The organism is Paenibacillus nanchangensis (assembly GCF_046543445.1).
Lineage (GTDB): Bacteria > Bacillota > Bacilli > Paenibacillales > Paenibacillaceae > Paenibacillus_AQ > Paenibacillus_AQ nanchangensis.
This window is the reverse complement of record NZ_JBHOFD010000009.1, coordinates 101,941-125,063: the sequence shown is the minus strand read 5'-3', so window position 1 is coordinate 125,063 and position 23,123 is coordinate 101,941. Positions and strand designations below refer to the sequence as shown.

8 protein-coding genes are annotated in these 23,123 nt (G+C 52.4%); all 8 read right to left on the bottom strand.

Features of this window, described 5'->3' with window-relative positions:
* Positions 1–5: 5 nt before the first annotated feature.
* The gene (locus ACE6ED_RS08970) at positions 6–10,118 is read right to left on the bottom strand and encodes an amino acid adenylation domain-containing protein (protein ID WP_410826775.1); all 10,113 of its coding nucleotides are present in this window, start codon (positions 10,116–10,118) and stop codon (positions 6–8) included.
* A 12-nt stretch (positions 10,119–10,130) separates the two neighbouring features.
* Entirely contained in the window at positions 10,131–10,838 is a 708-nt protein-coding gene (locus ACE6ED_RS08965) for a thioesterase II family protein (protein WP_410826774.1), read from the bottom strand.
* Positions 10,839–10,858: 20 nt separating this feature from the next.
* The gene (locus ACE6ED_RS08960) at positions 10,859–11,119 is read right to left on the bottom strand and encodes a hypothetical protein (RefSeq protein ID WP_410826773.1); all 261 of its coding nucleotides are present in this window, start codon (positions 11,117–11,119) and stop codon (positions 10,859–10,861) included.
* Between the two features lie 27 nt (positions 11,120–11,146).
* Positions 11,147–12,679 (bottom strand): serine hydrolase domain-containing protein, encoded by a 1,533-nt coding sequence (locus tag ACE6ED_RS08955; protein ID WP_410826772.1) that lies wholly within the window; start codon positions 12,677–12,679, stop codon positions 11,147–11,149.
* A gap of 12 nt (positions 12,680–12,691) precedes the next feature.
* Entirely contained in the window at positions 12,692–17,191 is a 4,500-nt protein-coding gene (locus tag ACE6ED_RS08950) for an amino acid adenylation domain-containing protein (RefSeq protein ID WP_410826771.1), read from the bottom strand.
* A gap of 3 nt (positions 17,192–17,194) precedes the next feature.
* The gene (locus tag ACE6ED_RS08945) at positions 17,195–19,927 is read right to left on the bottom strand and encodes a type I polyketide synthase (protein WP_410826770.1); all 2,733 of its coding nucleotides are present in this window, start codon (positions 19,925–19,927) and stop codon (positions 17,195–17,197) included.
* Positions 19,928–20,472: 545 nt separating this feature from the next.
* Entirely contained in the window at positions 20,473–21,078 is a 606-nt protein-coding gene (locus ACE6ED_RS08940) for an acetylglutamate kinase (protein WP_410826769.1), read from the bottom strand.
* Between the two features lie 187 nt (positions 21,079–21,265).
* A complete protein-coding gene (locus ACE6ED_RS08935) occupies positions 21,266–23,035 on the bottom strand; it encodes a glycoside hydrolase family 2 protein (RefSeq protein WP_410826768.1) in 1,770 nt (589 codons plus the stop codon).
* Positions 23,036–23,123 lie beyond the last annotated feature (88 nt).

Below are 23,123 nucleotides of genomic sequence, written 5' to 3'. Positions count from 1 at the left end.
CGTACTCACCTCAATCCCTTAATTGACTCCAGGGTTTTCAGCCGGTTTGCTTTACGTTTCGAATCCTCCTGCTGCCCGGCTTCCGGCATGGTTTCCTGCCGGTCTGTCTGCCCGCCGCCATTTTCCCCGAACAGGTACCGGTTTAATTCATGGATCGTTGGGTAGGAATACAGCTTGACGACTGAATGATCTTTATCCGTCAGCGCATTAATTCTGGTATTGATCTGAATCAGATCAAGCGATGTCGCTCCGGCTTCAAAAAAATTATCGTGCAGCCCCATCTGCTCAAGTCCCATAAAATCCATAAAAACAGCGGCCAGCTGTTGTTCCGTCTCCGTTACCGGAGCGGCATATTCCACACTCATGAAAGACCGCTTCCTGGTCCGTACCTTGCCCAAAGGTTTCTTATCCACGGTGATTCCATCCGTCAAGCCCGGCATAAGCCCATGCCGGCGGACACCGAGATCCGATACGGATAAGAGGTACTGGGACGCCGCACCGGTTTGGCCGGAAAAAGCAGCCCGCAAAATGAGCTCCAAAACCTCCATACCCTCGGCATTTCGGATACCCCCGGTCATTTTGGTCTCCGGGTTTCCGGGAAGCTGCGCCGTCTCGTCTTGGCAGATGACGATTTTGCCGATATGGCGGGCGGATGCCATGAACCGGAACGCTTCGGCTGTTTCCCCAATGCGGTATGCCGTCAGCGGCAGCGGGGGAATCGCCTCCGTCTCCAGCAGCTCCACTATTTTCTTGAACAAGTTATGGAATTGGGGCAGCTTCGTATCCACGCTGATCGCCGAAAAAGATATGCCATCCGCAAATGCCTGCATGCCGAGTGCTCTATTCTCTGCAATATCCCGGATGCCAAGCTCCAGGAATCTGCCATGGGGAGCGAGGAGAGAAAGCCCAAGCTCCGCCGCTTCTCCAGTCAGCGAATTCAGCACGACATCCACCTGACCGCAAGCTGTCCGGATCTCTTCCGCGAACTTCAGGTCACGGGAGGAACATACATGGCGAACGCCGATGGAACGAAGATAGTCCCGTTTCTCCTCGGTTCCGGCTGTTGCATAAATTTCGGCACCCGCCCATTTGGCGATATGCACGGCGGCCAGTCCGACGCCGCCTGTGGCGGAATGGATCAGGACTTTCTCCCCCGGGGAGAGCTGCCCGCGAACGATCAGCGAATAATAGGCGGTCATGTAGGAAATTGGAATGGTTGCCGCCTCCGCAAAAGATAGCCCGGCAGGAACAGGTACAGTTGAAGAAGCTGGAACACAAACGTATTTCCCCAGGCATCCTCCGCCTATCGCCATGACGCGGTCCCCTGGACTCACTCCGGCTGCGCCTTCCCCAACACGTGTAACCGTCCCGGCACATTCCAGTCCGAACCCAAACGGATGGGAAGATGGCAATTTGAGCATGCCGAGCGCATACAGCACTTCTTTAAAATTCAAACCGTTGGCCGCCACTTTGATCTCCACTTCACCCGGACCCGGTTTATGCCTGAACTCTGTGCGGAAATGAAGTCCCTCCAGATTGCCCGGCTCAGCGAGCGACAGGCGGCTGTTGCCCGCTGCAGGGAGTCTGAAATCGGTGTCCAGCGGCGGCAACGGAGTATCTGCTATGGACCGGTTATGAACTCTGCTCATGATGAATTCGCCGACATCCAGCTGTACTTGACCTTCCGCATCGCATAATTTGAAGGAGAAGGACTGCATGTCCCCGTTGTTCCCGCAAACTTCACCGAAGCTATAGGTAACCGGAGGCAAAGCTCCGTAAATGCGTACATTTTTATAAGCAAAAGGCAGATATGCTTTTCCTGGCTCGCTTTGTGCCGCCATAAAGCTGGTGGCCCGGTCCATCAAAGCGGGATGAATCGGGAGGTTCTGCGCATCCGCGGTGCATTCCTCCTCGAGAGAAAGCTCGGCAAGCCCTGTCTCGCCTTCCAGGCACATCCGGCGGACAGCATTCCAGTGCCTGCCGTACTGCAAGCTTTGGACGGAATCTTCTCTCTCGGGAGAAAAGTCATGAACTTCTTCTTCCCAAGGCTGGAGCCGGTCTTGCATCCGTTTCAGGCGTTCCCGGTCCAAAGGTTCGAAAGATGAAGTGACCACACTGGAAACGGTGCCTTTTGCGTGTTCATGCCAAACGCTATCTTCCCCTGCGAGCATGACGCTGAACATCCATTTCTCCTCTTCCTGGGAGAGGAAAGTAATTCGGATCTCAGCCTGCAATTCCACAATGATCGGCTTCACAAACAGCAGTTCCTGAATTTCCATCCCGTACGTTCCGGCCAGATCGGCAAAGGACGCCCGCACCAGTTCCAGAACCGCCGTTCCGGGCAGCACGGAGGTTCCGAGCAGACGATGCTCGTCCAGGACCCAATCGCGGTCGGCCGATAGCCGCGCGACATAGGTGGTCAGGTTTGGCCGGTCTTCCTGCTTCAGAACTTGTCTTTTTTGTAATCCCGGCTCCCGGGTGCCGGCTTTCGTGAACTCTGAGTCCCACCAGGTATCGCTTCGGCCGGAAAGCCAAGGATGCGGCAGCTGTAACGGTTCGATCACCAATGGTTGTCCCGCTTCCTCCCGCTTCCCATGCCTGCGGAGTGCGTCCTGCGCCATGCCGGTTTCGCTCCAGGTATCCCAGTCGATGCTTATCACCCGGATGCGGCTTCCGCTGTTTGCTTGGGCAAAGGCGTCAAGGAAAGCATTGCCCGCCGCATAGCTGGCTTGGCCGAAAGACCCGAACACACCGCTGACCGAAGAGAACAGGACCAGGAAGGAAGGCGGAACCTCAAGGGTGTTCATTGCCTCATAAACCGAGCAGGTTCCTGCCACCTTTGGCGCTAACACCGATTCGGTATGTTCACGGGTGACCAAATGCAGCATCCCCCCTATATCCGCAACTCCTGCAGCATGGAACACGCCGTCCAAACCTCCATACCGCAACGCCGTTTCGGCGATAATGCGTTTCATGGCGGCGGCGTCCGACACATCGGCCGTTTCAATATGCACCTGGCCTCCATTACGCACCATGCGCTCCGTTTCCCGCTTCATCTCGCGGGGAGTACGACCGATTAAGGTAAGCTTGGCATGATACTTCTCCGCCAGATAGTGGGCCAGCACTAAACCAATCCCGCTTAGTCCTCCGGTAATCAGATAACTGCCGCCTTGCTGCAGTACCGGAGAGGAACGATAAACCGGTGTGTCCTCCTTACGTTGAAAACGATGACTATAACTCTTACAGTGGCGCAGCGCGGTTCGGATCAACGCCTGTCTAGGCGGCACTTGGTCTGCCTCTCTCTTCCATTCCTCAGGCCACTCTATGAGGCGCACGGGGTCCTGTTCAATGGATTCCGAATCGGCGTCAACCGAATGAACCCGCAGCTGCGGGAATTCCAGCGGGATTACGCTAGCCGCCCCTGTCAGCAGCGATTTCAAAGGGTTGATTTTGTCCTCAGGACGGACCCGCTCCATTCCTTGAGTGCAGAAGGTGAAGTAGACCGGATTGCCGCTGGAGACGCTCCCCGCTGCCTGGACAAGATACATCACGCTGTATAAAGAACGGTCCAGCGTCTCTTGGCCGTTCTCCTGGTTATGCTCCGTTTCTCCCTTGCGATCCCCCATGGCCCAAAGATGGATAACGCGGCTTGGAAGCGGCTGTCCGTTCTCCGCCAGATACCCGTACAATTGCTTGTAATGCTCCGCATTACCCGGTTCCAGGACATACATGTGCTCAGATACGCGTCTAAAGCCCTGCTGCGGATAAACCCGAATCACTTCATGCCCCTGCCGCTTCAGTTCATCGAATAACCGGTCCGCCAAGGTCCCGGGATCTCCAAGCAGCAAAACAGTGCGAAGTTCCGAATGCGGCACCTTGGAATTATCCGTTTCAGTCGCCGCTGCCGCCTCCATCTCCGTTTCCACCCACTCCGGAATGTGAACCCAGCCGGCTACGTCCCGCTGTTCCTCTTTGACACTGGGTACGCGGGTAACATGTACCGGATCCGTTACCGATTGATACTTCCAGTAATATTGCGGTTCAAACGGATAAGCGGGAAGAGAAATCCGCCTACCAGGCCGGTTGCTGTAAAAGGCAGCCCAGTCGACTTTTCCGCCATGCATCCATAACGCCCCAAGCCCCTCCAGCCATTTGCGCTCTCCCAGTGCTTTCTCGCGCTGGCGCGGAATCAGATCAATGACGGGCGCGGACTCCGGAATATCCTTGTTCTGGCGTATAAGCTGGCTCAGCGTCCTTCCCGGTCCAACTTCCAGGAAAACCGGCTTCAGGCGTTCCGCCAGTGTTTCTACTCCTTCCCTGAAACGCACCGTCGAGCGCACATGGGAAGCGTAATAATGCGGGTCGGCAGCCTGTTCCGGCGTGATCCACGATCCCGTCACATTGGAAATGTAAGGAATGGCGGGTGCCGACAGCTCCATTTCCGAAGCGAACCTCCTGAAATCATCAAGCATAGGCTCCATCATGGCGGAATGAAAAGCATGAGAGACCTGGAGCGGAAATGGCTCCACTCCCATTTGCCGCAGCTCTAAAGCCATCTTGGTTATGGATTCCGCCGGACCGGAGATGACCGTAAGTTCCGGTCCGTTACTCGCCGCAGCGGATAGTTCCGGCCACTCCCGCAGTAAATCAGCCGCCTTGTCATAGGACAGGTTTACGCTGAGCATCGATCCCGGCTGCATCTGCTGCATCAGCGCAGCACGCCGTACTACGAGCTGAATTGCGTTCTCCAGCGACAGGACGCCGGAAATACATGCAGCCACGTATTCTCCCAAGCTGTGCCCGATCATGCCCACAGGCTGGATTCCCCATTGCTGAAGCAGGCGCGCCAGCGCATACTCAACCATAAACAGCAGCGGCTGAGCAGCCTCTGTCTGGTCAATCGCATTCAAAACGCTGCCCTGCCGTGAGCCAGTGGTTTGGGCTTGTCCCGGTGCATATTTCTGCAGCCAACGCTCCGCCGGATCAAAACTCATGACCGATCCAGCAATCTGCAGACAGCGGTCCATCTCCTCACGGAACAGCGGTTCCGATTCGTATAGGAACTGGGCCATCCCGGCATACTGCGAGCCTTGGCCCGGAAACAGGAACACAATATGCTGCTCGGGCTGAAGGCTGACAAACGGCGTTTCTCGCTGAAGGAATGCCTGCAGTCCTTCAGCCAGTTCCTGCCGGTTGGAGGCCGTCAAGGCGATCCGGCAGGGCAGCTCTTTTCTGCCGACTGCAAGGGTGTAGGCTATATCGTGAATGTCCCCTTCCGGGTTACGCTCCATAAAATCCAGCATGTCCATACACTTCCGGCGCAGCGCTTCCTCCGTTAAGGCGGAGAATACGAAGATTTCCTCCGAATAACCTGATCTCACTGGATAACCTGGTCTCGCCCGGTAACCTAATCTCTCCCGATTTCCCGGTTTCTCCCGATAACCTGGACTTTCCGGCTCAATCTGACTGTCGTGTGTTAATCCGGCCGGCGCTTCTTCAACTATGACATGGGCATTGGTGCCGCCGATGCCAAACGAGCTGACTCCCGCCCTGCGCGGATAAGCCCCCGCTGGAACCCAGTCCTTCAGCTCTCCGTTGACATACAAAGAGGTCCGGTCAAACGCGATGCCAGGATTGGGTTCCCTGAAGTGCAGGCTTGGGGGAAGCTGTTTGTGATGCAGCGACAACACCGTTTTGATTAGTCCGGCGATGCCGGCAGCCGCGTCGAGATGACCGATATTGGTTTTGACCGATCCAATGGCCGTCGAGCGATGATTCCCCTGCGGAAAAAAGTGGGATAAAGCTTCAATTTCAATCGGATCTCCCAGCGGCGTCCCAGTTCCATGCGCCTCCACATAACTGATCGAGTTGGCCGGGACTGATGCGGCCCGCAGCGCCGCCGCCACGACTTCTCTTTGCCCTGTTACGCTGGGTGCCGTAAATCCGGCTTTGCGCGTCCCGTCATTGTTAACCGCCGATCCCTTGATTACCGCATAGATATGGTCGCCGTCCCGCTGAGCGTCCTCCAGCATTTTAAGGACAATGACCCCGAGGCCGTCACCGCTTACGGTACCTTTAGCATTGGCATCAAATGCCCTGCAATGCCCGTCCGGAGATTTGATCATCCCGTCTTGGTACACATACCCCGACTTCTTCGGCACGGTAACCGATACGCCGCCGGCTAAAGCGATACCCGACTCCCGGCGCAGCAGGGACTGGCAGGCCAGGTGAACCGCTACAAGCGAGGAGGAACAGGCGGTTTCGACTGTAAGCGAAGGACCCTTCAGATTCATTTTGTAGGAAATCGGCATGCTCAGTGAATGTACATTCAGATGGGATGCCCTCCAGCGGTCCGTGTCGTCATCCAGCCGATGATACAGCTGATTCACCCAGTCCAGATTCACCGTACCGCCCACAAATAAGCCGATTGCTTCCGGGTAACGCTCTGCATCATAACCCGCATCCTCCAGTGCGGCCCAGACTCCTTCGTGCAGCAGCCGCAGCTGCGGATCCATAAGCTCTGCTTCTTGTCCGCTGTAGCCAAACAGCTCCGCATCAAAATATTCAATGCCTTCAAGCATTCCTTTTGCCTTGACGTAATCGGAGCGCTGCAGCAGTTCAGCCGAAATGCCGGATTGCCGCAACTCTTCCTCCGTAAAAAAGCTGATGCCTTCCCTGCCCTGCTGCAGCTGAAGCCAAAACCTTTCCAGGTTATCTGCCGCCGGAAACCGCCCCGCCATCCCGATGACGGCAATGTCGGCGTTGTGCGACGCTGCCTCCTGCATGCGTTGGCTTTCCGCATTTTCCTTTTGTGAACCGGCCTGTTGCCGTTTAGTCAAGCATGCCGATAATTCGCGGATCGTAGGGTACTGGAACAGATCCGTTACGGACAGTTCAAGGCCGGTAGCCTGATGTATCATGTCGCTGATACGTATGGTTAACAGCGAATTGCCGCCGATATCGAAAAAGGCGTCGTCGAGGCCAATTTCTCCGGTACCCAGCACGTCTTTCCAGATTTGAAGCACGGTTTGCTCCATAAATGCGGCCGGAAGTGCGGAAGAACCCATCGCTCCGGCAGTCTTGTGCGACTCCATAGCCCCCGAAGACTCGGAAGCTCCAATATCTCCATTAATCTCGGAAGCCACGACATCCCCGGATGCTCCAATATCCCCGGATGCTCCGGCTCCCCCTAAAGCCCCAATATCCCCGGTGCTCCCTGAAGCCGGCCGATGCGCCGTTTGAAGCAGCGCTTTTTTGTCAATTTTTCCGTTCAGCGTCAGCGGCATCGCATCGACCTGGATGTACCTTGTGGGTATTGCGTAAGGCGGAAGATGCTGCGCAAGCTGCTCCCTGACCGCAGCAACCCGCACAGGTTTATGCGCTGTATAATAAGCGGCCAGTTCTTTTTCGTCCTGCTTAATTTGTGTGGCCAAGACAACACAGGTTTCGATTTCGGGCAGCCGGCTTAAGGCTGTTTCGACTTCCCGGAGTTCAATCCGGTACCCCCTGACTTTAACCTGATCATCTGTTCTGCCAAAAAAATCAAGATTGCCGTCAGGCAGCCATCTGGCCAAGTCCCCGGTCTTGTACATGACATAACCCGGGTAAAGGGGATCGGGGATAAATTTCTCCCGGGTCAACTCCGGTTTGTTCAAATAGCCGCGGGCCACTCCCTCCAGGCCCACACATAATTCGCCAACGGCTCCCGCCGGCAGCAGCTGATTGTAGCGGTCGACAACATAAGCGGTTGACCGGGTGATGGGTTGTCCAACCGGTATCCGTGTTTCGTAATTTTTGGTGATATGCAGCGCTGTCGACAGTACCGAATTTTCCGAAGGACCGTAGCCATTGACCAGGGTGAGCTCAGGGCAAGCATTACGTACCTTACGAATAGGGGAAGGCGATAATATATCTCCCCCAACGATCAGATAGCGGAGCGGCCTAAACAACGCGGCATCCACTGCGGCAAGCTGGTTAAACAGCGGTGTCGTCAGCCACATAAGAGACACCCGGTATTCCAACAAAACCTCCTTCAGCACCTGCGGCATCAGCAGCTTCTCCTGGGAAAGCAGACAAAGGGCGGCCCCGTTCAGCAGCGCTCCCCAAATCTCAAAGTTGGACACATCGAATTCAAAAGGGCATGTAGGAAGCACCACATCGGTAGAACGAAAGTCAACAAACCCGGTGTTTTTTACCAGTCTTACAATGCCTTTATGTTCAATCATGACGCCTTTGGGCACTCCAGTGGAACCGGAGGTATACACGATACAGGCCAGATTGGTGCCGCGAACCACAGATTGCCCATTAGAAAAAAAGGAATCCGTCCCAACCTTTTCCGCAGCCGGATGTTCGACGTCGATGCCTTCGACGCCCGTTGACCGGGCATATTTTGCCGTGAATTCAGGCTCGCCCAGCAGCCATCTCATCGCCGTGTCTTTGATGATGTACGCTACGCGTTCAGCCGGATAATCCGGGTGAATCGGCACGTAGGCCGCCCCCGACTTAAGGATGCCAAGCAGTCCTGCTATCGTCTGGGGCCTGCGGTGGGACTGGATACCCACGCATTGCTCGGGCCCGGCTCCCTTCCGCCTGAGTTCCGCGGCGATAACATCGGACAACGCATCCAGTTCACCATACGTAACGGTTTTGCCTTCAAAAATCATCGCTGTCCGGTCCGGATCACGCCTCGCTGTCTCAACGAACAATTGAGGAATACTTAAGGACTCAAGATCAAGTTCGGATTGATAAGGCGTCAGCAGACCGTTTAGCATCGGTTGGTCCGTTTGAACCAATGCGATATCCGCCGTTTTTTGCAGGGGATTCGCCGCCAGATCCAGCAGCAGCTTCACGAAACAGTCCGCCATTTGCTGTACAACAAAATACTCATATTTGGAGCCGTCATAGATAAAATCGAGCACAAGTCCTTCATCTTGATTAACCAGCAGCGTCAGCGGATAATGCGTATGCTCTTCCATCCGGTACGAGTTAAAAAACAGCTCGCCTGCTTTGCCCGCCGGATGTCCCGGTTTTTGCAGCAATTTTTTATCAAGCGGGTAATTTTCGATCACGACCAAGGTGTCAAACAGCTCATCCGGCCCTTGCAGTCCGGCATCTTTGCGGATAGAGGACAAACCCGCCCACTCATGAGGCCGCCTGGACGCCAACAATTTATGTACTCTTTTGAAATACGTCTTCACATTTTCTTCTTTATGGCTGCGAATCCGCAGCGGAACCGTATTAATCAGCATCCCGGCCGCCGTGTCCATGCCGCTCGCATTGATCCCCCTGCCGGACACGGTTGTACCAAATACCACATCATCGCTGTAGGTAAACCGGCTGATCAGCATCGCCCAGGAACCGTAAAGGAACGTGGCCAAGGACATGCCCGCTCCCCCGCAAAACGATTGCAGGCGGGTCAAAGTCTCCGAAGAGACATGTTGGGTAACTTGTTTGAACCTGTGGCGCGAAGCTTTGTAGAACGGTTGGACGGGCGGCTTGATTTCATAATCCGAAAGATGCTCCGCCCAAAACCGCGCATCCGCTTGACGGTCCTGTTTGGCCTGGATTGCGGCCATAATGGACTTTAAGGAGGTTTTATTTTGCAGAGCCGGCATGCGGTTAGCGGAAAGCGCGCGGTATGCAGACAGCCACTCTTCGAGCACAAGCCCCAAACTCCATCCGTCCAAAAGAATATGATGATAGGTTAGAAACAACCTGCACGCATTACGGAACTTGTATAAAGTGATTTTTACCGTCTCTTCAGCCAGATCAAACGTTGTGGAACGTTCGTGCGCCTGGATTTCTTGCTCCATCTGAGAGGTGAGGTTTTCCTTTGAACGATCATGAATTTCCAAGGGCGGCTGTTTATCTTTGAGAATAATCTGAACCGGATTACGGAGCTGCTCCCAGCGAAACACCGATCTCAATACATCATTTGCTTGAAAGACCTGCTCCCAGGCTTGAACAAACCACTCGTCCCGCACAGCCCCTTCTATTCCTAGCATGAGGCATACCACGTACCTGCCTTCCTCGGTTCCTTTCAAATAGTGAAACAGCATTCCTTCCTGCAGGGGACGGAGCGGCCAGATATCCTGCACCTTGCTCTTTTCTATTTTCATCCGAAGGCCTCCTCATTTATGGACAATAAGGGCATTCTCCACAGCGTCTATCACTTGGTCCAACTGATCATGTATAAAAAAGTGTCCGCCCTGCATCTCGATCAAACGGAAGGAACCTTGGGTGTAGTTTTCCCACTGCCGTCCGTGCTCCATTGGCATCAGCGGATCCTTTGTGCCTGTCATTACGGTAAAATCGACGGGCAGCTCCGTTACTTGGCCTTGTCCGGCGTACAATTCATAAACTTTATAGTCCGACTTGATGATTGGCACAAACACCCGCATCATCTCCGGATTGGACTGCAGTTCCAGAGCCGTACCTCCAAGTTCGATTATCCGCTCCAGAAAAAGCGCATCCGGAAGCGTATGCAGGTTCTCCTCTCCGTAACGGAGATGCGGCGGGTTGCAGCCGGACAAAAACAGATGCATAGGCATTCGATGGCCTTGTTCCATTAATTTGACGCTTAACTCATAAGCAACCAAACCGCCTAAGCTATGACCGTAAATGGCGTAAGGCTGCTCGTTGATTTGGTCCTTTACATGCACATATAAATCTTCGATTAACTCGGACATGCTGCCGCATAATTTGCTGCTGAACCGTTTGCCTCTCCCCGGCAATTCCAGCGGAACCACTTCGATCTGCTCGGACAGCAAACGGTTCCATCTCAAATAAATGGATGCCGAACTCCCGGAATAAGGAAGCGCAAACAACCTGATCTTCATCCCCTTCTCCTCCTCGCATACTACTGAAATGTAAGCTGATAGCCCATTGGGGACATAGTACCTTCGTTGCGCCGTATGACAAGACCGGGATACGCGGCAAACCGGGTATACAACTCACCGGGAAGCTCATCCGAACCGGCATCGAAAAAGAAGATAGCGGCTTCCAGCCGGGTCAGCAGCTGTTCGTAAGGAAGCTCCCAGCCGGTAATCAGTCCTTCCTCCTTGCATTGCTCCAGGAGCTGTTTAAAGTTCTGAATATCTGGAATGTTGCCGATGCGCATCGATTCGTCTCCTCCTGTATAGGATCGTCAGACCGCGATCCGGGCTGGCCGATCTTCGTGTGTAATTGGAAAAAGCACGGTGTATACTCTCAAGCCGGCGAACAAAACGGAAGTTACGCTCAATGAGACCATGGCGGGTGCCACCGTAAAGGGGGCCCAAACGACAATAAATGACCAGGGATATCCCCAGAACAGCAGCTTGGGGATGTACCAAGCTGCTGCCAGCATCAGGCCGGCGAACAAAATCCAGAACGCTGTTTTCATGTACACTTTTGGTGTATATCCGGCAAAAGCACGCCCTCCCCGCCGCCGGGCCGCTGCCGCTTTATAGATACGATATAATGTCCAAAGGCTCAGCAGCATTGTAAGGAAAAAGAGAACAGCAGCCGCAAGGTTGGAGGTGCTTGTAATGTCCTTGGGCGCCACTGCCGGTTCTTCGCCTTTCAGCAGAGCTTGCAGTCCCTGGGCAATAGCGAACGTGCAGGTTGTGTTCCGGTTGCCCATTACGGCAATCCCGGTTTGGTTCGTTGGATCAACAATGATATAGGACGAAAAATTGGGATTATTCCCGCCATGCGACCAAGTTGCCCGCTCTCCTTGACCAAACACGAGCCAGCCCCCGCCATAGCGGAACGGAGTGTCATAAGGCTCCGTTAACGTTTCGGTTACCCTGTCATCGGGCAAATGAGCCCGTTCTACCGCACGCCGCAGCGGATCGGGTATTCCCTCTTGCAGTCCAAGCTGAATCTTCAGCCACCGGATCATTTCCGCGGAACCGGACATAATGTAGCCAGCCGGAATGTTCCCCCGATAGATTGGGGCATCGTAGCTGCGGTTCCCGGTCCAGCCCAGCTTGTATCCCTTGGACATCCGGGCCTCCGCAGGTAAGTTTGCGGTGCCGGCATAAGTGTCTTTTAGTCCAAGCGGCGCTAGCACTTGTTCCTGCATAAAAGACTCAAAGGACTGCCCGCTCACTTGCTCGATTACAGCTCCCAGCACATCATAATTACCTGTGGAATATAGAAAACGCTCTCCCGGCTTGTTCCATAAAGGTTGATCCGCCAAGTTACGAACGGTATCCTGCAGAGCCTTGTCATGATTGGACGGGTTAATGAGTGCCACGGAGTTACTGCCCATCCCGCTGGTCTGATATAAAAAATCCTTTACCAAAGGTTCCGCTTGCGTTTGATTGAACCTCCATTCGACTTCTGAAAGATACCGGGTGACCGGGGCCTCGAGGTCCACTTTCCCCTGTTCCGCCAGCAGCAGCAATCCAACCGCTGTGTACGCTTTACTGTTTGATCCCAGTTCAAATAAGGTGTCAGGCGTAACCGGTAGGCTGGCGTCCCGATCGGCGAATCCGTATCCCCGGGCGTAGGATTCGTCCCCTTTGACAATTGAGACGGAAACTCCCGGAAGGTTATCCTTGTCCATTATTTCCGCGACATAATTATCGACAGCTTGTGAATCCAGCTTTGCCGCAGCCGCGGCAGGACCGGTACATGCGGGGAAGACACAGCCCAACATCAAAACCGGCACAAGAACCCATTGCAAGCGCATTCCGTTCCCCCTTTATTTGAATAACGCATCCAGCTCCTGCTGGGTCAGGTCAACCGCGTCGAAGTCTTCGGGCTTGAAGTCCCTCTCCTCTTCTATTCCGGAAATCGCTTCTAAGGCTAGACAAGTAACTCTGGATCTGTACCCGCGGATCAAACGCTCCAGCCGTTCAGAATCCATAACTGCCGGAGAAGCCATTACGCGAATTTGGAGCTGTTTATCCACCGTCAGCGCATTAAGTTCCAGTTGAAAAGGAAACTGGTTTTCAGGTGCAATATCCGGCACGCCGGCCTCCTGCAGGAGGCGGAATCCCTTTTCCTCCTGAAGCGAAAATTCGCCGAGATAATTAAACAGGATTCCGGGTGCTGCCGGAGGAATCTGCTTTAGTGAATAAGCAAGTACTCCATAGCCGATCCCTTTCCGGGGGACTTCATTTAACTGGCGAAGGATGGCAAATGTTCGTTCTTTCACCTCTTGGCCCTTATGGAGCTGGAATTTCACCGGGTATAAACTGGTAAACCATCCTACGGTACGTGAGATATCCAGATCCGAGAATAAGGCTTCCCGGCCATGCCCTTCCATCCAGACCGTCAGCTCTTCGCATGGAAATTCATCCTGCCAAGCCAGCACAAGCGCGGTTTGTAACCGTTCAGCCGCCCGCAAACCCATAGGACCCCGAAGGATCAAGTCAGATTCGTCTTGGCTGAAAAAAAACGTCCGGGTTAAGCTTTCGCTTCTTCTGACTGGCGGCCATGGTTTCCCCGCCAATCCCTCATGCTCCCCGCGTTCCCCGATTCGCTTCCAGACCTCCACTTCAGACTGAAACAGCGGCAGGGATCGCTCGGCGAGCGAGCGGGACCATCGCTGAAAGGAAGCCGTTTTGGGAGGCAGCGGCAGCTGATGGACCACTGCCCGTTCCAGGTCCTCCAGCACAATTCTCCAGGATACGCCGTCAATGCACAGGTGGTGAGCGGCCAGCAGCAGGCGTCTCTTGCGCCCCGGTATCCGGATCAGACAAGCATGGAAGGCGAAATGTTCCGCAGTGGTAATCTGGATATTCCGCTTGAAGGCGGTTATTTTGCGCTCAATTTCTTGCTCCTGCACTTCCTCATCTCCGGAGAGTCCGTCCACCTGTATGACTTCGAGCTGAAAATCATCGACCGGGAGACGAGGGTTATAAACAAGCTTTTTGACGCCGGTATCATAATATATGCGAAGTGAGTCATGATGCCGGATTAACGCCTTTAGCCCCTCGGTCAGATCGTGTTCGGTAATGCTGTCCGCAATTTCCAGCAGGATGGACTGCAGATAATAATCCGGGTTTTCAAACTGCTGAGCCAAAAACCAGGATTGGATTGGAGCAGGTATAACCTCCCCAACGGCCATCCCCTGTTCTTCCGCGTTCCGGTCCGGCTTGAGATGAGGGAGCATATCCTTGATCTGCGGATAATCCAGAATGGAGGCCGCATTAAGATCCAGTCCCTGAGTTTTCAACAGGCTGGAGACTTGGATGGCTTTAATGGAATCTCCCCCCAAAGCGAAAAACTGATCTTCCAGCTGAATTTGCCCCTTCTCCAGCACGGTTCTCAAAGCCGACAGCAGTTGATCCGAATAAGAGGCTTCCGCTCCCTGCTGATTCATCTGCGGCGCAAGCTGGCTGCGAATCATATTAGCCAGCCGCTGCTTATCCGCTTTGCCGTTTAAAGTTAAAGGGATTTCGGGTACGGCAGCAATCCGGTCAGGTATCAGCGATGGAGGCAAAATGCTGGACAAGGTTTGCTTCAGCCCGGCGGTTTCTTCAGGTAAGTCGAGTACAACACAAGCAAACAGTTCAGCATGCTGGCCTTCGCCCGCTGCGAATACTACCGCTTCGCGAACGCCTCTCACATTGAGCAGAGCATGTTCGACCTCTTCCGGTTCAATCCGGTTGCCTCTGATTTTGACCTGATCGTCATGCCGCCCAAAATAATGCATGAGGTACCCTTCACTGAGTTTCACCCTGTCTCCGGTACGGTACATCCGCAGACCGTCTGCAAAAGGATCGGGCAGAAACCGTTCTTCGGTTAACGTTTGACGGTTAATATAGCCCTCTGCAATACCGGGACCTGATATGTACAGCTCGCCCATCGCACCCGGAGGCAGCATTTGTTTATTTTTATCGAGGATGTACAGCCGCGCATTTGCGGCGGGAATACCAATCGGGACCGCAGGTTCAAGGTCGGCTGAAGCGTTGAACCGGTGGATCATACACCCGACTGTTGCTTCGGTTGGACCATATTCGTTATAGATTGACAGCTCAGGCCCGAACATCCCTTGAATTTTAGCGGCGACGCTTGTTTTTAAGCTCTCTCCGCCCACGATTAGCGTATGCAGCGCTGGCTGGCCGTGGTTTATATCCGGCAGCAGCGCAAGATGTGATGGCGTTAGTTTCATCACGGTTGCCTGATTCTCTTGAATAATGCGGCTTAATGTATATCCATGTTGATTTGGAGGGTAAATTCTAAGCTGCGTCCCGCTTGTTAAAGGAACAAACAGGGAGGTAAGCGTCAAATCAAAAGACAATGAGGAATAAAAAGCGAAGATATCTTGATCCGATTTCAAATAGACGGATGCTGCCCAAACGATATAGTTGGCCAGACTCGAATGCCGGATTTTAACCCCTTTGGGTTCCCCGGTGGAGCCTGAAGTGTAAATGATGTAGGCGGAATCATCCGCGCCGCATCCGGACGGAACGGATTGCATGGTGCGATCCGTGGTACCCTCCCGGGCATCAAGCATTGATGTCTTGATGACAGGGACGCTCCACGCTTCTTCATTGTCGTTATCTTGCCACAGACACACGGCGCCCGAATCGCGCAGCATAAACTTGGCCCGGGCGTGCGGTACATCAAGCGCAATAGGCAGGAACGCCGTCCCTGTTTTGATGACAGCCAGGATGGCGGCTATCAGCTCCGGACTATGCCTCATCCGAATGGCGACCGGTCCTGTACGGATGTCCGGAATGGCTGCAAGAACGGTGGATAACCGGCGCACCTCGCCGTACAGCTCGCCATATGTCATTTTCTCCTGCTCAAGACTGACCGCAATTCGCTCTGGATGGGCCGCTGCTTGCTGCTCAAACAGGTCGAGCACCGTTAACTGGCCGTCATATTGAGGAGATGACTGACTATTATAAGTTTCAACAGTGTTTTCCCACTGCCGCTTATCCAATAGGGAAAGAGCGTAAACCTCCGCTTCCGGCCGCCTTGTCATCTCATCCAGCAAGCGGAACAGGGAAGCCAGCAGAGACTCGGCCTCAAAATCCCGGATCAAGCCGGTTTGATAGTCCAAACTGAACAATAATGTACCGTCACCCGACCAGTCTTTGATCATCAGCTGCAAGGGATAGGCTTGTTCCCCCGGATAAAACTCTTCGTTTTCAATTTTGAGGCCGTCAGCCAAGCTTGTTCTAAGATGCGTGTTATAGAAGTTAAATGAGGCTTGGGCTAAAACGGTGCGGCCGTTTTGTCGAAGCTGAAGCTGTCTCGCCAGCAGATCATAAGGATATTTGTGGCTGCTGAGGCTACGCATGTACTCCCGTTTCGTTTCCCGCAAAAAGTTATGCAGCGGCGGGTTGTTCTTGACCTGAACCGATAATGGGAGATTACCGGTAAACATGCCTGCCATGGCTTTGGTTGATTGGTTGCGGTTGGCAACAGGCATGGCTAAAATAACCTCGTCCTTCTGATAAAAACGTGATAATAACAGGCTATAAGCCGAACTTAAAAAAATCGGCAGGGACACTTGATGGCTGTCTGCGGCATTCTTCACCCGGTTAACCGTCTCCTCGTCCATCAAACGGGTCAGACGCCTCCCCGCAGGTGTATGGGGTTGTTGGGCAAACAGCGGTTCCGGCAGCAAAGAAAACTTGTTTTCCCAATAGACTTTGTCTTTCTTACAGCGTTCTGACTGCAAATAGGTTTCTTCCATCTCTAAATAGGTCAAATAAGAAGGACTAACCGGTTCAGGACCGGCCGTGTTGTGCCTGCGGATACGCTCATAGAGGTCCAGAATATGTCTGGTAAGAACATCCACGGACCATCCGTCGCAGACGATATGGTGAGCCCGCAGCAAAAAGCCGTTGTCCTCTTCCCCGATTCTGAACATGGATATACGGTAAAGCGGGGAGTCATAAAGCGGATAACGGGATTGCGCTTCCCCGGCCACCCAAGCTTTATAAGCGCCTTGGGGATCAGGGTACAAAGAGAAATCGAAAAAAGAAAGCGGAGAATGGCGATAGGCTGCGGCATATTGAACAGGTTCGCCGCCATGAAGTTTAAGCTGAAGCCTAAGGCCTTCATGGGACTGAATCACGGAATGAATGGCGATTTCCAGAACATTAAAATCCAAACGTCCTTTTACACGCACACACCCGCCAATATGATTGACACAGGTATAGGGATACAACTGTTCGGTATACCAGATTCTTTTTTGCGGATGACTTAAACGATAAACAACCGGTTCATGGGTATTCATGGATTAACCGCCTTTCAGAGGGATGGGCTCCATAAAAAGGGATTCTATCGTTTCTGCCAGTTCTGCGATGGATTGATGCTGCAGAAAAACCTCCAGGCCGATTTGAAGTTGAAACAGCTCGTTTAGCTCCGTGTTCATGGATGCGGCTAGGAGTGAATTGCCGCCCATTTCATAAAAGTTGTCCTGTGTGCCTACCGGTGTGACGCCGAGATGTTTTTCCCACAGGTGGACCAATACGCGTTCCGTGCCGCTTTTGGGCGCCTTATATCCGGTCAACTGATCTGCGGACAACCTGTGGGGTGTTGACCGTACAGGTTCCGCCGCCATTTTTAGACCGCTGCTCACCCGCTCATCAGCCGCAGGTTCCACCCAGCATTTTACCCGTTCAAACGGATACGTCGGCAAGGGGATGCGGCTGCGGGTTTCCTGTTCATAATAAGCCGCCCAGTTGATGGGATAACCTTCGGTCCACAACCGTCCCAGGCAATAATGGACTTTTGTCCATATTCCGGCGGACTCGGTTTCCGGTTTCAAGTCCGTTCCCGGGAGGTCTCCACCTGCCAGGGCGGAGTTTAACCCTACCGTCAACCTGAGCTCCGGTCCGGTTGGCCTCGTGCCGGTCAGAGGCGGAATAGCTGCAAGAGCATAAGCAAAAATTTGTTCGGCTGCCAATCCGCGGACGTGTTCTGCAAGAACCAGTGAATCGGGGGGCGCACCAATCTTCAACTTGGCGGTCCGCTCTTTGTAACACGCCATCCCCAACCGCCCTTCAGCTTGCGAACGGTTTGAACACACATGACAGACATAAAGAAAAGCGGCATCCTCCAAGTTCAACCAATCCGATTCAGCAGCCGCAGCATAGAAGCCGCTTCCCTCCCCAGCATATTTATCCGGGATGATTCCCCACTGCTTCCACAGCTTTGACATTGCGATTTGCATGACAAAAGAGTCCAAAATTCCTGGGATCTCATCATAAATTCCCTTCGCTTCGGAACTTAGCTCCTCCGGATTAACAGCTTGTTGCAGCTGCTTCCAGACCTCTGTCCAAATCTCATAAAACTGGGGCATATCCTGAACCCAACCGGCACGATTACCGTCCAAGAGTTGGTTTGGATGCAAGCTCTCACTCTCAGACTCAAAAAAGAAGTGTAAAGGCGGCAAGAAATCCTTAACTCTGCCGGTATAGAAACTGACGTTTTGCAGATATGTAGACTCCGCTTGTCCAAGGACAAAAAATCCCCGGTGTACAAAAGTTTTCCGGCCGGTCTGAAGCGTATAAGCCGCATCCGCCAAACGGTTACCGTCCAAATAAGCAAGCGATGAAGCGATCCGCTCTTTATAACGGTACAGCGCGGTTTCCGTTTTGGAGGAAAGAGTATACAGCAGCGGCCTGTTCTTGGAAACTGGAGTAGTTGGTTTATGTAACGGCGGTTCTTCGACAATAACATGCACATTTGTCCCGCCAAGGCCAAACGAACTCACTCCGGCATAACGGGGAGTGTCCCCCCTATGCCACTCCAGCGGAATCGGATTCAAGTAGAACGGGCTTGTCCCTGTAGCAAGGCGTTCATTAGGCATTTCAACATTAATAGCCGGCGGAATGATGCCTTCCTTCAGCGCCATTACGGTTTTAATCAGCCCGATGACACCGGCGGCCGGGCCGGTATGTCCAAAATTGGATTTAGCCGAGCCTAACGCGCAAAATGCGCTTTTTGATGTGTTTTTGGTAAATACCTCATGTAAAGCCTCAAGCTCAATTGCATCTCCCAGCGGAGTGCCTGTTCCGTGTGCTTCAAGGTAACCGATCTGTTCGGGTTGGACGCCCGCAGCCAGCATAGCCCGCTCTAAAACCTCAATTTGTCCCTGCGCAGCGGGAGCTGTAAATCCGGCCTTCCGGGAACCGTCATTATTTAAAGCGGAACCTTTGATGACACCGTATATGGTATCCCCGTCTTCCCAGGCGTCCTGCAGCCGCTTGAGCACAACACATCCTGCCCCGTCGCTGTACAAAGTCCCGGTCGCCCCGGCGTCAAATGCCCTTAGATGTCCATCCGCGGACAATAATCCATTGTCTTGATACTCATATCCTGCCGTTTGCGGGATACTTAAGGTAGCGGCACCGCAAATCATGAGATCGGCTGAATAGGTGAGCAAGCTTTCGCATGCCATATGTACAGCTGCCAATGAACTTGAACAAGCAGCTTGAATGTTAAGCACAGGTCCGGTCAAACCTAACTTGTAAGCGGCCATTGTAGCCACATGATCCTTTTCGCTGGCGATCTGCATTTGCAGAGTGGCGGCGGCCCGGATGTTGTTCAGATGCGGTAAAAGATGCGTCATGGAGTAATAGTTGGCATAGACGCCCGCGTATACTCCGGCCAGTGAATTGCCAATTTCTCCTGTGTAACCGGCCGCTTCAAGAGCTTCCCAGGCAAGCTCCAGAAATAAGCGGTGCTGCGGATCCATCCAGGAAGCCTCCTGAAGGTTAAAGTTAAAAAATGAGGCGTCGAAATGCTCTATGCCTTTGATATTGTTATTAGCCTTTATAAACGGTGTTTGAGCATCCGGATCCGGCGTTAGACCCGAGTTCAGCTCGCTAAGGTCCGCGACCACTTCGTCCCCGTCTTTAAGATGTTTCCAAAACTGCTCCACAGTTTCGACACCAGGCAGCCTTATGGACAAGCCAATAATTGCGATATCCGTCTTTTTATCCGCAAAATCAATATCAAATGACATTTGACCCCCCCGTTAGATAGAAATCACAAATGTCTTTATGTAGATTTTCCATGGATGCGCTCGAATTGTCTGATTTAACTTTACCATGTTCATTTCCAAATAAAAACCAATCTTTGGAACTATATAGCATAAAAATTAAAATAATTAATATTTTAATATATTTAACTTTCGATTTACATAACTTAAAGAAAAGGGAGTGAAATGAAATGTATCTACATATATCTACAAAATCATCCATTTGTAGTTTATTGTTTTGTAAATTGCAACTAGCGGTGTCTAGTTCTAAAGGACTTTCATTCGCCAAGATGAACCAGGGAGAGCCGATCCGGGGAAAGCTGCAAAAACACCAAAAGTCATTGTAAAACCTGAAAAAATTCAGAATTCGTTATACATGCGATAAAGTTTGGGAGGGAAACTGCGATACCCTTGGGATATTTGCGAATGTTAACGGTACGGATATTTCGATGAATTCCCTGGTTATTTGTCGAACTGGATCAAAAGCTGCCAAATTGGTTGAAGTACCAAAACAATAACGGTATGAAAATTTAGTGAAGAAATACGGACGGAAATTGCTGAACAATTCCTGTGGTCATCAGATCAGCCATCCCCAAGGCCTGTGGCTCGATGGAATCACTGATCGCAATGTTTTGTTCGTAGTTTTTCGCAATACGGGCTGCAACTTCTTCACTAAGAAGCCGCAGATGTTCATACAGCATCCGCTGCCATTCCTCTTTGGACCAATAGGGATTAATTTGAGCCAAAAATGCTGCAATCGCATCTGCATTGGCATACCATCGTTTCTGAGCATTTTCCGCGGCTGCAGTGTTCCCCGACTTCAAGGCTGTGACAAGTTCCGCGGCAATCGTTAAATGCTCTCTCAGCAGTTTTTCAAACTGGCTGGCAATTGAAGTCCCGTAAACCGTTGCCAGTACAGCTGCAAAATCTCGGGGATTCCGAAGAAGTCTTGCTGTTGTTTGCTGGACATCCCCTAGGCCATCCACTATGCTGTTCACCGTTAGTCTCGTCCAGAACACATGTTGTTCCCACAGTGTCCTAAGCTTCCGGTTTAAATCGGCGCTGGATGGCGTCCATTTAAACTGTCCGCCTGGCCGGCCGGCAGGATAACAATTCATCGGATAATAGGTAAACATTATTCATCAACTCCTCTTTTTCAACAATATATAGGCGATACACTCGGTTTGTGCATGCAATCCAAAGATACATAGCCCTCTGGCAAAAGAAAAAGCAGTCTGCCCTTCCTAAAGGGGACTGCTGCTGTGAGTGGATTATGCCAACGAGGGGTTACGTGCTGAAGCTGTTCTCTTCTTTCCTGCTCCGCTACTCCAAGTTGATTTTCCGGACTTTTTCCAGCGCCGCTTTGGGTTTTCGGTCTTCGGTAAGCAGGCCGTTCACCTCGTGCTGGACGTCCGTAAGTTGTGTGTAACAGTAGCCCGATATAAACGGAATGGCTTTAATTGCTCCGGTTAAGCTGCCAAACCGCTCCAGGAATGCTTCTTCACTATCAACCGGCTTGCCATAACCCCATCCCCGCCCGCTCCGGAAAGCAATGCCTCCAAACTCACTGATCATAATCGGCTGGCCTTGATATCGATAGCCTTGGGCGAATGCAAATTTCCACTCGTTGTACGTACCGCTGCTGCCTGTAATCGTGTTTCTTTCCTTGTACGTTTCGTACAAATCTTCACCGCGTTCCACATAATCATGCAGAGTCAAAATATCAGAAATGGTGTGCTCCCAGCCATCATTAGTGATAACCGGACGGTAAGGATCGATTGATTTGGTCAAGTTATAGACACCTTCCGTAAATTTTTGCTGCCGGCCGTCATGAAGGATGTTCTGAATGCCCCAGGATTCGTTAAAGGGTACCCAGGTAATGATGCAGGGATGATTGTACTGCTGCTGCACAACCTCCATCCACTCCTTGGTAAACCGCTCCACAGCCTCATCGCTAAATTCAAAAGCTGCAGCCATTTCGGACCAGACCAGCATTCCTTTGACATCGCACCAGTACAGGAACCGGTCGTCTTCAATTTTCATATGTTTACGCACACCGTTGTACCCCATCTCGGCAATTGCTTCAATATCTTCAACAAGCGCTTCTTCGGACGGAGGCGTCAAATGACTTTCAGGCCAGTAGCCTTGATCCAGGACCAATCTTTGGTAAAGGGGAATATTGTTCAGCAGGATTTGGCCGTCACGGATTGAGATTTTGCGCATGCCAAAATAGGACTCAACCCGGTCGATCTCTTGTTCTCCGTCATACAGCACAAATTCCACATCAAACAGGTTGGGATGATCCGGAGACCAAAGATTTTGCAGCCAGGGTCCATTGATTCCGCTCATCATGCCGGCTTCCGCCGTCAACCAGGTTTGGTCCACCGAAAGGCTCAGCTTGTTTACCCGTTTCCCCTTACATGTAATTTCTGTCTCCAGCCGGAGCTCCTGTTTGCTGCTTGTACCGTAAAAGCGGAAATCAAACCGGATCATTTGGCGGTCGATGTCCGGCGTCATTTTCACCCGGTCCAAGCGGGTTTCATGCACATGCTCGAGCCATACGCTTTTCCAAATCCCGGTCGTCTGCACATAAAACGAATCATGGTTGCGTCCGGCCCAGCGCTGTTTCCCCCGGGGCTGCAGACAGCTGTCGCTGTCTTCCGCTTTCAGCACAATTTCATTTTCGCCGTTCTGTATTAGCAGGCCAGTAATATCAAAGGAAAACCGCGCATACGCTCCTTCGTGTTCACCGGCAAAACGGCCGTTCACCCAGCAGACAGCCTTATAATCCACGCCTTCAAAATGCAGAATCGTATGTTTCCCTTCCGCCTCGGGAGAAAGGATCAGCTTCCTTCGATACCAAATCTGCGGATGAAACGTCTCATCGCCAATCCCGCTCGCGCGGGTTTCGTAGGTAAATGGAACATTGATTTGCAGTCCGTCCGGAAAATGCTCCATCCAGCGTTCGGCGTCACCGGCTTTTTTATCATCGAAACAGAAATCCCACTCCCCGTTCAGATCCAGCCATTGGCTCCTTGCAAATTGGGGTCTCGGATAGTTTAGCTGATAAAATTTAGTAGCTGCTTTGGGCACCTGACACCGTTCCTCTCTGTGATCACTGAAATATACTCTGTATTTCCTATCACAGATTACTATCTTGTCCAAAGAAAGAAAATGATTT

Coding starts and splice junctions, on each gene's coding strand:
- ACE6ED_RS08965 (WP_410826774.1), bottom strand. CDS start 10,838: ATGAAGATCAGGTTGTTTGCGCTTCCTTATTCCGGGAGTTCGGCATCC.
- ACE6ED_RS08955 (WP_410826772.1), bottom strand. CDS start 12,679: ATGCGCTTGCAATGGGTTCTTGTGCCGGTTTTGATGTTGGGCTGTGTC.
- ACE6ED_RS08945 (WP_410826770.1), bottom strand. CDS start 19,927: ATGTCATTTGATATTGATTTTGCGGATAAAAAGACGGATATCGCAATT.
- ACE6ED_RS08970 (WP_410826775.1), bottom strand. CDS start 10,118: ATGAAAATAGAAAAGAGCAAGGTGCAGGATATCTGGCCGCTCCGTCCC.
- ACE6ED_RS08960 (WP_410826773.1), bottom strand. CDS start 11,119: ATGCGCATCGGCAACATTCCAGATATTCAGAACTTTAAACAGCTCCTG.
- ACE6ED_RS08950 (WP_410826771.1), bottom strand. CDS start 17,191: ATGAATACCCATGAACCGGTTGTTTATCGTTTAAGTCATCCGCAAAAA.
- ACE6ED_RS08940 (WP_410826769.1), bottom strand. CDS start 21,078: ATGTTTACCTATTATCCGATGAATTGTTATCCTGCCGGCCGGCCAGGC.